We start from the raw sequence: 16134 nt of genomic DNA on the forward strand, positions 1-16134 counted from the left end.
CCAACGCGTTCGAGGGTTTCGAGGTTTCGATGAAAGGCAAAGCGGTCAGCAGCAAGCAGCAGGAAGTCCAACGCATCGCCGACATGCTCGCCAAGGCCATCGCCCAACACCGGCTGCGGCCTGGCGTGCGGCTGATCGAGGCGCAGATCGTCGAAACCCTGCAGGCCAACCGTAACCATGTGCAAGCGGCGCTGCAGCGGCTGGCCATGCAGCGCATCGTCGATATCGAGCCCAACCGTGGTGCCACCGTGGCCCAGCCCAGCGCCCGCGAGGCCCGCGAAATCTTTGCCGCACGCCGCGCAGTGGAGCGGGCGATCGTCGAGGCCATCACGCCGGCACACATCGCCACGCACCAGGCGCGGATCGACCAGCACATGCGCGACGAGCGCGAGGCGACGGCCAGCACCGATCGGCGTGCAATCGTCCGCCTGCTCAGCGACTTTCACCTGCTGCTGGGCGAGGTATGCGGCAACCAGGTGCTGTCCGATATCCTCGTCAACCTGATGGTACGCAGTTCGCTGATCGTCGCGCTGTACCAGCGTGGCGATAGCCCGCCCTGTGCTTCGGACGAACATCAGGCGGTGATCGAAGCCCTGCGCGTGGGTGACCGGGAAACGGCGGTGCGGGAAATGATCGAGCACCTCGACGAACTCGAGGGCCAACTGGCCCTCGAGGAGACGGCAGCGCCGGAAGTCAACCTGCGTCAGGCACTGGCAGGGCTTTGAGCTCGCTGCGCAGAAGCTCTGCGGCTGGTCGGACGAAGGTCTGTCGGCCACGCTTGAAACCCATCAGCGGTGCTGCGATGCGGCCGACCACCTCAGCAGGCGAGGGCACGTCGAACACCACGAAGTCGGCTCGACAACCAGGCTCAAGGCCATAATCGGGCAGACGCAGCAGGCGGGCTGAGGATCTGGAGATCCAGCCCAGGCATAGCAACAACTCCTGCGGTGTGCCTAGCTGGGCGACGTTGGCGTACAGGTTGGCCTGGCGCACTAACGAGGCATCGCCATAAGGTGTGAACGGGTTGCCGATATTGTTGCTCGACAACGAGCACGTCACCCCGCACTGGTGCAACTGGGCGAGCGGGGCGAGGCCCCTGGGTTTGTCGTGGAAGCGATCGCGCCCGGTCAGGAACAGGTCGGTGGCGGGTAGGCAGGTGACCTGCACACCGGCTTCGGCCAACGCCCGGCCCATGGCCAGCAGCTCGGCTTGCGGCAGTGCCGAGAGCTTGGTCACGTGGCCTACGGTGACCCGGCCTTGCCAGCCATGCTCACGGGTGCAGCGGATCACCTCGCCGAGGGTCATGCCGGCGACTTGCAGGTCGAAGTCCAGGTGCAGGTCCAGGTCCCGGTCATAAGCCACTGCCAGCTCGAACAACCGACGGATCTGCGCCTGTGGGTCACTGTCGGTGTACGGGCAGCCGCCCAGCACCTCGGCGCCTTCATCAAGCGCCTGACACAGCAAGGCCTCGGTGCCTGGGTTGTCGAGCATGCCTTCTTGCGGGAAAACACAGATCTCCAGGGTTACCGCCCATGCGTAGTCGGCTTGCAGGCGACGCACCGCACGCAGCCCGGTGAGGCCGATGCCAGGGTCTATCTCGACATGGGTGCGCATGTGCGTGGTGCCCTGGGTGATCGCCTGCTCCAACACGGCAGCGCCGCGGGCGTAGACATCGGCCTCGGTGAAGCCGGCCTTGGCCTGGCGCGTCTGGGCGATGGCTTCGGCCAGCGTGCCTTGGCGCAGTTGGCAGCGCGATAGAATGCAGGCCTTGTCCAGGTGAATGTGGGTCTCGATCAGCCCAGGCAGCACCAGGCGTCCGCCCAGGTCGAGGGTGGCGGCGGGTTGACGCAGGCGTGAGACGAAGTGGCCGTCCTCGATCAGCAGGCGGGAGGGCGTCGGCGCATCGCCGACGCGTACGTTGATCAGTTCCAGGCTATTCATGCGGCGGCTCCTGTGCCGAGGTAGGCAGCTTCCAGTTGTGGGTCACCGCGCAGGGCTTCGGCACTGCCCTGCTTGACGATGCGCCCGGTCTCCAGCACATAGGCGCGATCGGCCACTTGCAGCGCCAGGTTGGCCATCTGGTCGACCAGCAACAGCGTCACGCCTTCATCACGCAAGGTGGCGAGGGCGTCGTAGAGTTCGCCGATCATTGCCGGTGACAGGCCGAGTGAGGGTTCGTCGAGCAACAGAATGCGTGGCTTGGCCATCAGCCCACGGCCGATCGCGACCATTTGTTGCTCACCGCCCGAAAGCAGTCCGGCCGGGCTTTCAATGCGTTCGCGCAGGCGTGGGAAGCGAGCCAGGATCGCCTCGATTTCCTGCTCGGCGTTCACCTGGTCGCGGCGCACACTGGCACCGAGCAGCAGGTTCTCGCGTACGCTCAACTGGCCGAACAGTTGCCGGCCTTCAGGCACCAGGGCCAGACCCAGACGGGCGATCTGACTGGCATCGAGGCTCTCGATGCTGCGATCGTTCAGTACGATGCTGCCGCGACGTGGCCGGTGCAGCCCGGCCAGTGCCTGCAGAATGCTCGACTTGCCGGCACCGTTGGCCCCGAGGATGGCGATAAGCTCGCCAGGGTTGACCAGCAGATCGACCCCCTCGACCACGGACGCGGCGCCATAATCGATGGTCAGGTCGCGTACGTGCAGCACGGCATCTCGCGACCCGGCCCAGACCTCGGCGCGCGGCTGTGCCTGATAAGCAGTCCCGCCGAGGTAGGCGGCAATCACCCGCGGGTTGCTGCGCACCTGCTCAGGAGTGCCCCAGGCGATCGGCTTGCCGGCGTCGAGCACCAGCAGACGCTCGGAAACCGCCATCACCAATGGCATGTCGTGCTCGACCAGGATGATCGCCAGATCGAAACCGGCAAGGCGTCGCAACAGTGAGGCCAGGCGGTCGGTGTCCTGGCGGCCGAGGCCGGCAGCGGGCTCGTCGAGCAACAGCACCTGCGGGCGGCTGGCCAGCGCGCGGGCAATTTCCACCAGGCGGCGGTCGACGTGTGGCAGGTCATCGGCGACCACGTGCAGGCCGCCGCGATAGCCGACCAGGGCAAGCAGTTGCATCGCCAGCTGCTTGCGGGCAGCTTGCTGCCTGGCCCAGGGGCCTTCCAACCGACCTTGCTGGAAGGCCACCAGCAGGTTCTCCAGCACGCTCAGCTCGCCGAACAGTTGCGTGGTCTGGTAGGTTCGGGCGATACCGGCGCGGGCGATGCGCCACGCTGGCAGCCCGGCGAGTTCACCACCCAGGTCGATCGAGCCGCTGTCGGTACGGTAGAAACCGCTGATCAGATTCAGCACCGTGGACTTGCCCGCGCCGTTGGGGCCGATGAGGCTGGTGATGCTACCCCGGTTGGCTTGCAGGCTGACATGTTGCGCCGCTTGCACACCGCCGAAGCGGATGCCGATGTCCTCGACCTTGAGACCGGCCTGACGGCCACCGGCAAAGAACGCCTTGAGCAGCCCGGCATCGACGTGGGCCGTCACCGGCTCGTGGGGCGGCTGCCAGAAGCGCCGGGCGAGACTGCCCAGGACACCTCTTGGAGCGGCCCAGAGCACGGCCAGCAACAGCACCGAGAACGCCAGCAGGCGAAACTCGGCGAAGTCCGCCAGCAGCTCCGGCAGCACCACGATCACCAGGGCTCCAAGTACCGGTCCGAACAGCGTACCGGCGCCGCCGACGATCACCGCCAGGACGAACAGGATCGATTGCGAGAACGGGAACGCGGCCGGGTTGATGAACATCAATGCCGGGGCCACCAGCGCCCCGGCGGTACCGGCCAGGCCTGCCGACAGGGCAAAGGCCAAGGTGCGCGTCTGCACGGGGTTGATGCCCAGTGAGCGGGCGGCGATTTCCGAGGCTTTCACGGCCCGCATCGCCAAGCCCCAGCCGCTGCGCTGCAGGCCCCAGTAGAACAGCAGCGCCGCCAGCATCAAGGCCAGCGCAGCGAAGGCCAGCAAAACGCCGGGGTCGAGCTCGCCGAGGCTCGGCAAAGGTATCCCCATCAGGCCATTGGCGCCACCGGTGACGCCCCGCCATTCGATCAGGCCGTTGTGTACCACCAGGGCAAAGGCGATGGTGATCATCGCCAGGTAAGGCCCGCTGACCCGCAGCGCCGGGATTGCCAGCAGTGCGCCGAGCAGCGCGCAGCCAAGGCTGGCCAACGGCAACGCCGCCGACAGCGGCATGCCACCGATGGTCAGCAGCGCCGAAAGGTAGGCGCCGATGGCGTAGAAGGCAATGTGGCCGAAGGACATTTGCCCGGAAAGGCCGATCAGGATGTTCAGGCCCACCCCGACGCTCACTGCCAGGGCATACAGTGTCAGGATCAACAGCCAGTAGCTGTCCAGGTTCAAGGCCAGGCCCGCGCCGGCGATGCCGAGCAGGGCCAGGCCCAGTGGAGCGAGCAACGCGCGCATCGTCATACTTTCACCCAGAGTTTGCGGCCGAACAGGCCGTCAGGACGTACTGCGAGCACCACGATCACCAGCGCGAAACACAGCAACTGAGTGAACGCAGAGCCGAAGTACAAGGTCACCAGCGCTTCGACCAAGCCGAACAGCAGCCCGGCGGCGAACACCCCGCCAGCACTGGCGATACCGCCCAGGATGGCCACGGCGAAGGCCTTCAGGCCGAACAAGGTGCCCATGTCGGCATGCACGCTGTACAGCGGCGCGATCAGCAGTCCGGCGATGGCGGCGAACACGGTCGACAGGGCAAATGCCGCACCCACCACCCGGCTCACTTCGATGCCCATGAGTCGCGCTGCCCGTGGGTTTTGCACACAGGCTTCAAGGCGCAACCCCAGAGCGGTACGTCGGCGCACCCAGTACAACGCGGCCGCCACGGCGGCCCCGACCAGTGGGATGGCCAGTTGCACGGCATTCACGCTGCTGTCGCCCAACTCCAGGCGGACCTGGGTCAGGGCGCTACCCAATTGCCGTGGCTCTTTGCCGAAGGTGAACATCGCCAGGTTGTCCAGCAACAAGCCGCCGGCCACCGTGGCCATCAGCCAGGCATCGGAACCGCGGGCGTGGAACGGGCGCACCAGAAAACGTTCGATAGCCAGCCCCAGTACTGCGCACAACGCCAGGGTGGTCGGCAGCGCCAGCCACAGTGGCCAGCCCCAGGTCACGGACAGGCTGTAACCGAGCACGGCACCGACCATCATGGCGCTGCCCTGGGCAAAGTTGACCGTGCGTGACACGACGTAGGTCAGGTGAAAGCCCAGGGCCAACAGCGCATACATGCTGCCCAGGCCCAAGCCGCTGACCAGTGCGGTGGTGATCATCTCAAAAGCCTCCGCTCACGGCGCGACAGGTACGATGGTGTCGCCGTCGAAGCGGCTGAACACATAGTCGTCAGGACCCAGGGCGTCGTGGCGTTCGGGCGTGAAGGGTTGCTGGTAGTGCTTGATCAAGCCTTGGTAGTCGCTGATGGCATAGAGGCCGGCGCGTACTTTGCCGCCGCTGGTGTCCTGGGCCTTGTCGATCGCCAGGCCCACCAGGTGCATGGCGTCATAGGCGTTGGCGATGCCCACTGCCGGGGTGACGTCGGCCAGGCTCTTGATTTGTGGGTAACGTTGCTTCAAAGCCGCCAGCAAGGCCTCGGCGCGAGCGTCGTTGTGGTCGCTGAAAACGAAGGTCTGGATGAAGTGCACTCGCCCGGCATCGGGCCCGGCCAGTTCACCGAAGCGGCCACCGGCAGGGCCCCAGTGCGACACCACCGGCACGTCCCAGCCCATCTGGTCGAGTGACTTGACCACCTGGGCCGATGGGCCGACGTTGCCGACCATGAGCAGGGTATCGACGCCAGCGCTCTTGAGGCGGGTGAGCTGTGGGACCATGTCCAGGTCGCTGTCTTCGAAGCGTTCGGCGGGTGCTTTCGGCATGTCCCGGCGAGCCAGGGCGGCATTCAATCCGGCCAGATTCGACTCGCCCCAAGGATTGTTGGCCAGGATCAGCCCTGGCTGTTTCATGCCCTGACGCAAGCCATAGGCGACCAAGGCCTCGTCGACCTGCTCATCGACCGCCGAGACGCGGAACACGTAATTGTCCTTGGCACCGTTCTCGGTGATTTTCGTACCCGCAGCCCAGATACCCATGAACGGCGTCTTCATCTGGTTGGCCAGCGGCACGATCGCCAGCGACACAGGGGTGTCGAGCCCACCGAACAACACGCTGACCTTTTCCCGCTGGATCAGTTCGCGCGCCGCGAGCATGCCTTTGGCCGGGTTGCTCTCGTCATCGCGCCGCACCAATTCGACGGGTCGCCCGAGTAACCCGCCCTTGGCGTTGATTTCATCGATGGCCAAGGTCAGGCCGCGGGTCAGGGCTTCGCCGGACTTCGCCGATTGACCGGACAGGGCCGCCACCAAGCCGACCTTGATTGGCTCGGCGGCCTGGGCCAGGCCACCGATGCAGGCCAGGGACAAAGCTGCGCGAGGCAGCCAACGACGCAGCAGGGAACGGGTGGACATTGTTCGAACTCCTGATTGCTAGCAATTTGTAAGAATGTGCTAGCAAAACAGGTGCCATTTGGAAAATACTCGGCGTAGCGCGCCTTTGGGCCGGCCCCCACAGGGGTTTCTGCTTCGACTTTGCACTGGTTCAAGGCAATACGCGGGCCGAATGCCCCATTCTGGACAAACCTGGAGATGTTCCTATGACCGACAGCAACAACGCCGTACAGATCGTCCGTGACTTTCTCGCCGCCTCCATGGCGCCCGACCCGGTTCTGGCTGCCACGTACATGAGTGACGACGTGCGCATCACCTTCACCGGTGCTCGACCGATGCCGACACCGAGCGATATCACGGCCTTCAATGGCGCACGATACAAGTGGGTGAAGAAGGCGCTGGGGCAGTTCGACTGGTGCGAACAGGATGACCATACCGTGGTGTACTCCAACGGGACCTTGTACGGCGAGTGGCCGGATGGCCGCAGTTTTTCCGGCAATCGCTACCTCGACCGTTTCGAAGTCCGGGCAGGCAAGATCGTGCGCATGGATGTCTGGAATGACAGCGCTGAATGGATATTGGCACCAGAGATCGCCAAGGCATAACCGTCCTGCCTGAGGGCGGTCACGTGCGGGCCAGGGGGGCGCCCTCCATCTACTGCAACCCATGGATTTGCATGGCATAACAGGCTAGGATCCGGCGTACCACATAAGCCGTAACACGGTACGACGCAATTTAGGGGCGATCATGGCAAGAGGCGGTATCAACCTGGTCCTGGTGCGCAAAGCGCGCGAAGCACTGCTGGCCCGGGGCCAGAATCCCAGTATCGACGCAGTCCGTATAGAGCTGGGCAATACCGGATCGAAAACCACCATTCAACGCTATCTGAAGGAACTCGGCTCGCACGATCCACGCCCTGTAACGGAGCCGGCACGGTTGAGCGACGAACTGTCCCATCTGGTAGCCAAGTTGCTGGAAAGGCTAATGGAGGAGGGTAACGAGGCGCTGATTCAAGAGCGTGCAGCGTTTGCACAAGAGCGCGCAATGCTGGAGCAAGGCGCCGCCACGCTTACGACGCAGTTGGCCGCTTCGCACCAGGAGGTCGCGCGCCTGCAAGCGGCCCTGCAGGCGCAGGTCGAGGAGCTCAAGACCACGCAATCGAGCCTGCAGTCCGAAATCACCCGCAACGCCCGTATCAGTCAGAGTTGCAGCGACCTCGAGGTGCGCGTGCGGGAAAAGGACGAACAGATTCGCTCGCTCGAAGACAAGCACCAACATGCACGTGATGCCCTGGAGCATTACCGCAGCGCAGCCAAGGAGCAACGCGACCAGGAGTTGCGTCGCCACGAGGCACAGCTCCAGCAGCTGCAACAGGAGCAGACATTGCTGCAGCAAACGCTGATGGTAAAACAGGACGAAATCACCCGGCTGATTCGCGACAACGAACGCCTGCTCGGCGAGCACCGCCAACAGACCCGGGAGGCAGCCCTGCAACGTGAAGCGGCAGAGCGCCTGCGCGGCGATGTCGGGCTCGCCAACGCGGCCACCGCCCGTGCAGAAGGGGCCAAGGGGTTGTTGCAGGAGCAGCTCGAGATGCTTGGCGCCCAGGTCGCTGACCTGCGTGCCGCACATGCAGCTGGTCAGGCACGGGAGGCGACGTTGCTGGCACAACTGCAGGCCCTTCAAACTGCCCCTACGGAGACGACTCGATGATCGATCATCTTGACCACCTGGTACTGACCACCGTCGATGTACAAGCCTGCAAAGACTTTTATGTGCGGGTGTTGGGTATGCAGGCGGATACCTTTGGTTCAGGGCGCCTGGCCTTTCGTTTTGGCAACCAGAAGATCAACGTGCATGAGCGCGGCCGGGAGTTCGAACCCAAGGCGCACCTGCCGGTACCCGGCGCCCTGGACCTGTGCTTCATCGCCAGCAGCGGATTGGAGCAAGTCATCGCTCAGTTGCAGGCCCAGCGCTGGCCGATCGTCGAAGGTCCGATCGAACGGACCGGTGCCACGGGGCCGATTCGCTCGGTGTACGTGCGGGATCCGGATCTGAACCTGATCGAGATTTCCGAACTGCTCTGAAGGCGGGAAAGGCTGACGAGCACCCTGGAGTACGAATGTACTCCAGGGGCAGCATGGGTTCGAGGCGGCTCTGCGCCTATTCCAGCGCTTCGGCCATCCCCTGGTCTTCGCCCAGAAACCCTCCGCTCTGGTGCTGCCACAGTCGCGCATAGGTGCCGTTTCTGGCGAGCAGTTCGGCATGGGTGCCTTGTTCGATGATCCGCCCCTCATCCATGACGATCAGCCGGTCCATGGCCGCGATGGTCGAGAGGCGGTGGGCGATGGCGATGACGGTCTTGTCCTGCATCATTTCGTCCAGGCTTTCCTGGATCGCCACTTCGACCTCGGAGTCGAGTGCACTGGTGGCCTCATCGAGCAACAGGATCGGTGCGTTCTTGAGCATTACCCGGGCGATGGCGATGCGCTGGCGCTGGCCGCCGGACAACTTGATGCCGCGCTCGCCGACCAGGGTGTCGTAGCCGCTGTGGCCTTGACGGTCGTTCAACTGGCTGATGAAACCATCGGCCTGGGCCTTCAATGCCGCGCTGCGGATCTGCTCCTCGGTCGCCTCGGGGCGGCCATAGGCGATGTTGTCGCGGATCGAGCGGTGTAGCAGCGAGGTGTCCTGGGTGACCATGCCGATGGCACTGCGCAGGCTGTCCTGGGTGACCTTGGCAATGTCCTGTCCGTCGATGCGAATGACGCCGCTGTCGACATCATAGAAACGCAGCAGCAAGTTGATCAGCGTGGACTTGCCGGCACCGGACCGACCCACCAGGCCGACCTTTTCGCCTGGGCGAATCGTCAGGCTCAGGCCGTCGAGCACTTGGCGCTCGCCGTTGTAGTTGAAACTCACGTTATCGAAGGTCACTGCGCCGCCCTGGGTCAGCAGGGTGCCGGCATTCGGCGCGTCCTGGACCTTGGGACCGCGGGTGAGGGTGGCCATGCCGTCCTGCACGGTACCGATGTTCTCGAACAGAGAGGTCATCTGCCACATGATCCAGTGCGACATGCCGTTGATGCGCAAGGCCATGGCGCTGACTGCAGCCACCGCACCGGTACCGACTTCGCCTTGTTGCCACAGCCACAGGGCATAGCCGCCTGAGCTGAGGATCAAGATGACCAGCAGTATCTGGTTGACGATTTCGAACTGGCTGACCAGGCGCATCTGGCGGAAGCCTGTCTGCTTGAAATCTTCCATCGCCGCACGGGCGAAGTGCGCCTCACGCTTGGAGTGGGAAAACAGCTTGACCGTGGTGATGTTGGTGTAGGCGTCCGAGACGCGGCCGGTCATCGACGAGCGAGCGTTCGCCTGTTCCTGTCCGACCTTGCCAAGGCGCGGCACGAAGTAGGCCATGGCGAGCCCGAACAAGGCCATCCAGGCAATGAACGGCAGCATCAGCTTCAGGGCGAACGCGCCTGCCAGGGCCACGATGGCGATGAAATACACGCCAATCCCAGGCACGATCTCGATCACCGTGAACAGCACTTCACGCACCGCAAGGGCCGTCTGCATCACCTTGGTGGTGACCCGGCCGGAGAATTCGTCGGAGAAGAACGACAGGCTTTGCCGCAGCATCAGGCGGTGGAAATCCCAGCGCAGGCGCAACGGCAGGTTGATCGCCAAGACTTGATGCTGGACCATGGTCCGCAACGCGACCAGCGCGATGCTGGCTATCAGGACGATGGCAATGCCCCACAACATGCTCTGCACATGACCATCGCTGACACTCCCTGCCTTCCAGGCGGAGATCAGGTCGACGATCTGGCCGAGAAAGGAAAACAGCCAGGCTTCATAGATGGAGACAGCGGCACCAAGGAGCGAAAGCGCCAATACGTATCCACGCGCACCGCGGGTGCAGGCCCAGAGAAAACGCAGCAGGCCGACCGGTGGCGGCGGCAACTCGTCGGGTGGGAAGGGGTCGAGGCGGCGTTCGAACACACGCAGCATGGGAGTCTCCTGAAGTGCCAAGTCAGGAGATTCTGCCATCCAATCACCGTCTTGAGGGCAAACGATTGCTTTATTGCATCGCTGCGCCCTTGGCCTGCACGGTTCGCCCATGGGTGCCGTACAGGGTCAGCCCGGTGAATGCCAGACCACCGACCAGGTTGCCCAGCACGGTCGGAATCTCGTTCCACATCAGGTAATCCATGATCGAGAAGCCGCCGCCCATGATCATCGCCGATGGGAACAGGAACATGTTGACCACCGAGTGCTCGAAGCCCATGAAGAAAAACAGCATGATTGGCATCCACATGGCGATCACCTTGCCGCTGACCGACGTCGAGATCATCGCCCCGACCACGCCCATCGACACCATCCAGTTGCACAACACACCGCGCAGGAAGATCGTCAGCCAGCCGGCCAGGCCATACTTCTCGTACCCCAAGGTCCGTGCTTCGCCGATGCTGGCGATCTTTTCTCCGACCGCGCCGGGAGAAGCGTTGAAGCCGTACGTGAAGACGAACGCCATCATCAATGCAACGGTCAGCGCCCCGGCGAAGTTGCCGACGAACACCAGCCCCCAGTTACGCAGGATACCGCGCGCCGTCACGCCAGGGCGTTTGTCGAGCAGCGCCAGTGGCGTGAGCATGAAAACCCCGGTGAGCAGGTCGAAGCCCATCAGGTACAGCATCGAGAAGCCTACGGGGAACAAAACCGCGCCGAGCAGCGGCGAGCCGGTCTGCACGGCGATGGTGACGGCGAACACCGCTGCCAGCGCAAGGATCGCGCCGGCCATGTAGCCGCGGATCAAGGTGTCGCGCGTGGACATATGGATCTTCGATGCACCGGCATCGACCATCTTGGTCACGAACTCGCTGGGTAACAGATAAGACATGGGCGTATTCCTCGACACGAAGCGGTGGTCGGCATCCCCGGTGGAGATGCCGGGAGTCAGCAGCCTTTACCAGGAGCGGTAGGGCAGGAACTTGCCATTGAGGGTGAGTTGCACCCGGTCCCCTTTGGGATCTTCGATCTTCTCGACGTGCATGGAAAAGTCGATCGCGCTCATGATGCCGTCGCCGAACTTTTCCTGGATCACGTCCTTGAGCGTAGGGCCATAGACACCGACGACCTCGTATAGGCGATAGATCAGTGGATCCTGTGGAATGGCCTGGTCCCAGGCCTTGACCGGGAACACTGTCAGGGTCTGGGCAACGGTGTCGTCGAGGTCGAGCACTTCGCACAGGTGTGCGGCGACCTCCTGCGGGGCACTGTTCATGCCGTAGCAGACTGAGGCCAGCCACACCGGCGCTTTCCCCACGGCTGTACTGAGATCGTCCCAGGTCAGGCCCTTACGCGCTTTGGCAGCCATGATCAGGTGGTGCATTTCGGCTTTGGTCATTGTTTGTCTCTCTCGGTGCGTTGCGGATGGGAGGTTCCTATAGCCCTATAGCGAGAGACGTGCCAATTACCGAATTATCCATAACCTTTTGATTAAAAAGAGAATTCCTATTGCTCGCGGGCAAGTTGGTTGACGATTTTTCGTGAATGACGAAATATCGGAGTGCGATTTACGATTTTTCGTTAAATATCCCTTAGAGATTTCGCGTATGCCAGCGCCCTTGGCTCAAGACACCTGCGCCGACGCACCTTTCGCCATGCTCCTGGTGGACCCGGTGCAGGATCGGATCGTGCAGGCCAACCCGGTGGCACTTCAATTGCTCGGCTGTGGGTCCGAGTCCTCGGATGAGTTGACCTTCAGCCGTTTCGTACGGGGTGCCATCTCACTCTGGGTAAGTTTCAGCGACGAGGTCCTGACCCAAGGCGAAGCCTGGTCCGACGATCTGGCGCTGGTCGATCTGCACCATCGTCAGCATGCGGTGGAGATCATCGCCCGCGCCACCCAGGGCAACCGCATACTGATGATGATCCAACGCCGTGACCTGCTCGAACAGCGCCGTAACCGTGCCGAAGCGCGCCGTCAGCATCGCCTGGGCCACGTCGGTTGGGAGCGCATAGGCCAGGTGTTCGAGCGTATCCAGCAGCAGAACCGCTTGATTCTCGGCGCAGTCGGCGAGGGCATCTATGGCCTGGACACCCGTGGCCAGACCACCTTCATCAATCCCGCCGCCGAGCGCATCCTGGGCTGGAGCGCCGCCGACATGATCGGCCAGGACGCTCACCTGCTGTTTCACCACAGTCACCGCGATGGCAGTGCCTTCGAGGTCGATCAGTGCCCGATCCATGCCTCGTTCACCGATGGTCAGGTCCACCGCGTGGACCAGGAAGTGTTCTGGCACAAGAACGGCGAACCGATTGCGGTCGAGTACACCAGCACGCCGATCTTCGAGATGGGGCGACTGGTCGGCGCCGTGGTGCTGTTTCGTGACATCCGCGAACGCCAGCGCACCGAAGCGCGGCTTCGCGAAGCATTGAGCGAGGTGGAGCAGTTGCAGCGTCGACTGGAAATGGAGAACCAGTACCTGCAGGAAGAACTCAACGCCCACGCCAATCACCACGAGATCGTCGGCAAGAGCCCGGCGGTGAAGCATCTGATCCAGCAGATCGAGCTGGTGGCCGCCACCGATGCCAACGTGCTGGTGACCGGCGAGTCCGGCACCGGCAAGGAACTGGTCGCCCGCGCCATCCATGCCAGCAGCCGACGTGCGGAACGGCCGCTGATCCGGGTCAACTGTGCGGCGGTGCCCCGTGAATTGTTCGAGAGCGAGTTCTTCGGGCACCTCAAAGGGGCGTTCACCGGAGCCGTCAGTAACCGGGTGGGGCGGTTCGAGCTGGCCGATGGCGGTACCTTGTTTCTAGACGAGGTCGGCGAAATACCACTGGAGCTGCAGAGCAAACTGCTGCGAGTGCTGCAGGACCGCCAGTTCGAGGCGGTGGGCGACAACCGCACCAAAGCGGTCGATGTGCGGGTGATCGCTGCCACCAATCGTGATTTGCGGACCATGGTGGCGCAGGGCACCTTCCGCGAGGACCTGTACTTCCGCCTGAACGTGTTTCCGATCCGGTCGGTGCCGCTTCGCGAGCGAGTCGAGGATATCCCGCTACTGGCCAGCCATTTCCTCAAGCGGGCCAGCCAGGCATTCAACAAGCCCGACGTACGCCTGCCTTTGACGCAGGTGGAGCTGCTCAAACAGTACGCTTGGCCCGGCAATATTCGTGAACTGCAGAACGTCATCGAGCGTCAGACCATCGTCGCCCGGGACGGGCGCCTCCGATTCGATGATGTGCTGGCAGCGGCCAGCCAAGCGCCGCAGGTCGGCAGTCAGCCTTGGGACGCGGATGCCGAGCCTACCGCGGATGAGGACTGGCAACGGCAGATGAAGCAGAATGTGATTGCCGTGCTCATACGCACGGCCGGCAAGGTATCCGGGGAGGGCGGTGCGGCCCGGTTGCTGGGGCTCAAGCCAACTACACTGGCTTCGCGGCTGAAGAAATGGGGCATCGATCCGAGGCAATACAAGATGAAATAGCCAGCTGAAGCAGGCCTGTTTTCGAGGATGCCCGCCAGACAGCGGGCCATGTGAGCATCCCCGCCAGTTGAAGGAACCGAAATACCATGCACCGCGACTCCCCGGATCATCCGGAACAGGCCTTTCCGACCACCGCCGCCGAGCGCTTGCAGCTGGCGCTCGACGCCGGTGCCATCATTGGCACCTGGGTCTGGGACATTCCCATTAATCGCGTGACCGCCGACGAGCGCTTTTCACGCTCTTTCGACCTGCCTGCCGACAAGTGCCTGGCTGGCATTCCGATCGAGGAGGCTTTCGCTTCGATCCACGCCGACGATCGCGAGCGGGTCATGGCAGACATCCAGGCCACCATGGCCCAAGGCGGTGCTTTTCGTTGCGAATATCGCGTGCGCCAGGCCGATGGCAGTTATCGCTGGGTCGAGGCCAATGGCCGCGCCGAAATGGACGCCAGCGGGACGGCGGTGCGGTTTCCGGGCGTACTCATGGATATCGAGTCGCGCCGCGCCGCCGAAGCCGAGCGCGACCGCATGTCGGCGTTGTTGCATACCTTCACCGCTGCTGTGCCGGGCGTGGTCTATGCCAAGGACCGCGACGGCCGGATGCTGGTGGCCAATCACGGCGCCACGTTGCTGATCGGCAAGCCGCCGTCGTTCTATCTTGGCAAGACCGACCTGGAGTTCCTGGAAGACAAGGACCAGGCCCGCCAGGTGATGGAGACCGATCAAAGGGTCATGCGCGGAGGTAAGACCGTACAGATCGAGGAACGGGTGGACATGCCCGATGGCTCGGCGACCTACTGGCTGTCGATCAAGGCGCCACTGCTCAACGACGCCGGAGAGGTCACCGGTCTGATCGGGTCGTCCATCGACGTGACGGCCCGCAGGCAGGCCGAGGCGCAGTTGCTGGAGCTGAACCGCACGCTGGAGGCCCGGGTCAACCAGGCCGTGGCCGAACGCGAGGCCGCCCAGGCAGCGCTGCGTCAGTCGCAGAAGATGGAAGCGGTCGGCCAGTTGACCGGCGGCATCGCCCATGATTTCAACAACTTGCTGGCGGGCATCACCGGCAGCCTGGACTTGATCAAGCTGCGCTTGGGGCAAGGCCGTATCGCCGACGTCGAGCGCTACCTGGCGGTGGCCCGTGGCGCGGCGCAGCGAGCGGCATCCTTGACGCACCGGCTGCTGGCATTCTCGAGGCGCCAGACGTTGCTACCGGTACTGACCGATGTGAATGCGCTGGTGCGCGACATGGAAGAGCTGATCAGCCGTACCGTCGGACCCTCGATCAACCTCAGCGTGGCTCTGGAAGCCGCCGCGAGCACATGTCTGGTTGACCCGGCACAGGTCGAGAATGCCCTGCTGAACCTGTGCATCAATGCACGTGATGCTCTGCCCAATGGCGGCTCCATCGCGGTCTGCACCTACAACCAGGCACTGGAGTCAGGCCCTCAGCTCGATCCCGAGCTGATGCCTGGGACTTACCTGACCATCTGCGTGGCCGACGATGGCATCGGCATGGATGGCGAAACCTTGGCCAAGGCCTTCGAACCTTTCTTTACGACCAAGCCGGTCGGCGCCGGTACGGGCTTGGGACTATCGATGATCTACGGGTTCGCCAAGCAGTCCGGCGGACAGGTGAGGATCGAATCCCGCGAAGGCCGAGGTACCCGTGTGTACCTGCAGTTGCCCAGCCACGTCGGCCAGGCCGAGGCGCCTCACCTGGCACATGCCCCTGATGAGCGGCCCTTGGCGTTGCCGGGTGAGACCGTTCTGGTCGTCGATGACGAGCCGTCGGTGAGGCTGTTCGTGAGCGAGGTACTGGGCAGCTACGGCTATGTGGTGATCGAGGCGGCCGACAGCCTGGCGGGCCTGCAACTGCTGCGTTCGGACACCCGTATCGATCTGTTGGTGACCGATATCGGTCTGCCAGGAGGGATCGACGGATGGCAAATGGCCGAGACAGGGCGCGAAACCCGGCCAGGGCTACCGGTGCTGTTCATCTCCGGGTATGCCCAGCCCCACCTATTGGACAGTACCCCTAGCGATCCATTGAGTGCTGTGCTGACCAAGCCATTTGCCCTGGAAGCGCTGACGCTCAGCGTGGAGGGATTGCTGCGTAGGCCAGGGAACCGCGAGACCGTGAAGTAGCCGCTTCGTTGGCAGCTACCCACGGCGTTCA

General features: G+C 63.5%; 13 protein-coding genes. 6 read left to right on the forward strand and 7 right to left on the reverse strand.

Annotated elements, in window-relative coordinates:
* Positions 1–29 precede the first annotated feature (29 nt).
* On the forward strand, positions 30–725 hold the full coding sequence (locus E2H86_RS00400) for a GntR family transcriptional regulator (protein ID WP_133323912.1): 696 nt from the start codon (positions 30–32) through the stop codon (positions 723–725).
* On the opposite strand, the gene E2H86_RS00405 is transcribed toward E2H86_RS00400, so the two are convergent.
* Genes E2H86_RS00405 through E2H86_RS00420 form a run of 4 tightly spaced genes read right to left on the reverse strand, consistent with a single transcriptional unit; the run spans position 694 to position 6478 of the window.
* On the reverse strand, positions 694–1941 hold the full coding sequence (locus E2H86_RS00405) for an amidohydrolase family protein (protein ID WP_133323913.1): 1248 nt from the start codon (positions 1939–1941) through the stop codon (positions 694–696). The genes E2H86_RS00400 and E2H86_RS00405 overlap by 32 nt on opposite strands.
* A complete protein-coding gene (locus E2H86_RS00410) occupies positions 1938–4424 on the reverse strand; it encodes a branched-chain amino acid ABC transporter ATP-binding protein/permease (RefSeq protein ID WP_133323914.1) in 2487 nt (828 codons plus the stop codon). The genes E2H86_RS00405 and E2H86_RS00410 overlap by 4 nt, the downstream gene beginning before the upstream one ends.
* Complete coding sequence (locus tag E2H86_RS00415; protein ID WP_133323915.1) at positions 4421–5290, reverse strand: branched-chain amino acid ABC transporter permease; 870 nt, start codon at positions 5288–5290, stop codon at positions 4421–4423. The genes E2H86_RS00410 and E2H86_RS00415 overlap by 4 nt, the downstream gene beginning before the upstream one ends.
* A gap of 15 nt (positions 5291–5305) precedes the next feature.
* Positions 5306–6478: an ABC transporter substrate-binding protein gene (locus E2H86_RS00420; protein WP_133323916.1), complete on the reverse strand. Its 1173-nt coding sequence runs from the start codon at positions 6476–6478 to the stop codon at positions 5306–5308.
* Positions 6479–6663: 185 nt separating this feature from the next.
* Here E2H86_RS00420 and E2H86_RS00425 point away from each other — a divergent pair, with 185 nt between their 5' ends.
* From E2H86_RS00425 to E2H86_RS00435, 3 genes are all read left to right on the forward strand, one after another.
* On the forward strand, positions 6664–7062 hold the full coding sequence (locus E2H86_RS00425) for a nuclear transport factor 2 family protein (protein ID WP_133323917.1): 399 nt from the start codon (positions 6664–6666) through the stop codon (positions 7060–7062).
* 142 nt (positions 7063–7204) lie between these two features.
* Complete coding sequence (locus tag E2H86_RS00430) at positions 7205–8170, forward strand: DNA-binding protein (protein WP_133323918.1); 966 nt, start codon at positions 7205–7207, stop codon at positions 8168–8170.
* Positions 8167–8544: a VOC family protein gene (locus tag E2H86_RS00435; RefSeq protein ID WP_133323919.1), complete on the forward strand. Its 378-nt coding sequence runs from the start codon at positions 8167–8169 to the stop codon at positions 8542–8544. Before E2H86_RS00430 ends, E2H86_RS00435 begins: the two co-directional genes overlap by 4 nt.
* 76 nt (positions 8545–8620) lie before the next feature.
* On the opposite strand, the gene E2H86_RS00440 is transcribed toward E2H86_RS00435, so the two are convergent.
* The 3 genes from E2H86_RS00440 to cynS all read right to left on the reverse strand — a co-directional run bounded on the left by E2H86_RS00440 (position 8621) and on the right by cynS (position 11870).
* Complete coding sequence (locus E2H86_RS00440) at positions 8621–10474, reverse strand: ABC transporter ATP-binding protein (RefSeq protein WP_133323920.1); 1854 nt, start codon at positions 10472–10474, stop codon at positions 8621–8623.
* 70 nt (positions 10475–10544) lie between these two features.
* Positions 10545–11363: a formate/nitrite transporter family protein gene (locus E2H86_RS00445; protein WP_133323921.1), complete on the reverse strand. Its 819-nt coding sequence runs from the start codon at positions 11361–11363 to the stop codon at positions 10545–10547.
* A 66-nt stretch (positions 11364–11429) separates the two neighbouring features.
* Positions 11430–11870: a cyanase gene (gene cynS / locus E2H86_RS00450; protein WP_133323922.1), complete on the reverse strand. Its 441-nt coding sequence runs from the start codon at positions 11868–11870 to the stop codon at positions 11430–11432.
* Positions 11871–12078: 208 nt separating this feature from the next.
* Between cynS and E2H86_RS00455 the strand changes: the two genes are divergently transcribed.
* Complete coding sequence (locus tag E2H86_RS00455; protein WP_133323923.1) at positions 12079–13959, forward strand: sigma 54-interacting transcriptional regulator; 1881 nt, start codon at positions 12079–12081, stop codon at positions 13957–13959.
* 86 nt (positions 13960–14045) lie between these two features.
* Entirely contained in the window at positions 14046–16103 is a 2058-nt protein-coding gene (locus E2H86_RS00460) for a hybrid sensor histidine kinase/response regulator (protein ID WP_133323924.1), read from the forward strand.
* The last annotated feature ends 31 nt before the right edge of the window (positions 16104–16134 follow it).

It is taken from the genome of Pseudomonas putida (genome assembly GCF_004357765.1).
Lineage (GTDB): Bacteria > Pseudomonadota > Gammaproteobacteria > Pseudomonadales > Pseudomonadaceae > Aquipseudomonas > Aquipseudomonas putida_U.

What these genes read in the sequence shown, in the direction of transcription:
- E2H86_RS00405 (WP_133323913.1), bottom strand. Translation starts at nt 1,941, where the DNA reads ATGAATAGCCTGGAACTGATCAACGTACGCGTCGGCGATGCGCCGACG.
- E2H86_RS00430 (WP_133323918.1), top strand. Translation starts at nt 7,205, where the DNA reads ATGGCAAGAGGCGGTATCAACCTGGTCCTGGTGCGCAAAGCGCGCGAA.
- cynS (WP_133323922.1), bottom strand. Translation starts at nt 11,870, where the DNA reads ATGACCAAAGCCGAAATGCACCACCTGATCATGGCTGCCAAAGCGCGT.
- E2H86_RS00400 (WP_133323912.1), top strand. Translation starts at nt 30, where the DNA reads ATGAAAGGCAAAGCGGTCAGCAGCAAGCAGCAGGAAGTCCAACGCATC.
- E2H86_RS00455 (WP_133323923.1), top strand. Translation starts at nt 12,079, where the DNA reads ATGCCAGCGCCCTTGGCTCAAGACACCTGCGCCGACGCACCTTTCGCC.
- E2H86_RS00420 (WP_133323916.1), bottom strand. Translation starts at nt 6,478, where the DNA reads ATGTCCACCCGTTCCCTGCTGCGTCGTTGGCTGCCTCGCGCAGCTTTG.
- E2H86_RS00460 (WP_133323924.1), top strand. Translation starts at nt 14,046, where the DNA reads ATGCACCGCGACTCCCCGGATCATCCGGAACAGGCCTTTCCGACCACC.
- E2H86_RS00440 (WP_133323920.1), bottom strand. Translation starts at nt 10,474, where the DNA reads ATGCTGCGTGTGTTCGAACGCCGCCTCGACCCCTTCCCACCCGACGAG.
- E2H86_RS00415 (WP_133323915.1), bottom strand. Translation starts at nt 5,290, where the DNA reads ATGATCACCACCGCACTGGTCAGCGGCTTGGGCCTGGGCAGCATGTAT.
- E2H86_RS00435 (WP_133323919.1), top strand. Translation starts at nt 8,167, where the DNA reads ATGATCGATCATCTTGACCACCTGGTACTGACCACCGTCGATGTACAA.
- E2H86_RS00410 (WP_133323914.1), bottom strand. Translation starts at nt 4,424, where the DNA reads ATGACGATGCGCGCGTTGCTCGCTCCACTGGGCCTGGCCCTGCTCGGC.
- E2H86_RS00445 (WP_133323921.1), bottom strand. Translation starts at nt 11,363, where the DNA reads ATGTCTTATCTGTTACCCAGCGAGTTCGTGACCAAGATGGTCGATGCC.
- E2H86_RS00425 (WP_133323917.1), top strand. Translation starts at nt 6,664, where the DNA reads ATGACCGACAGCAACAACGCCGTACAGATCGTCCGTGACTTTCTCGCC.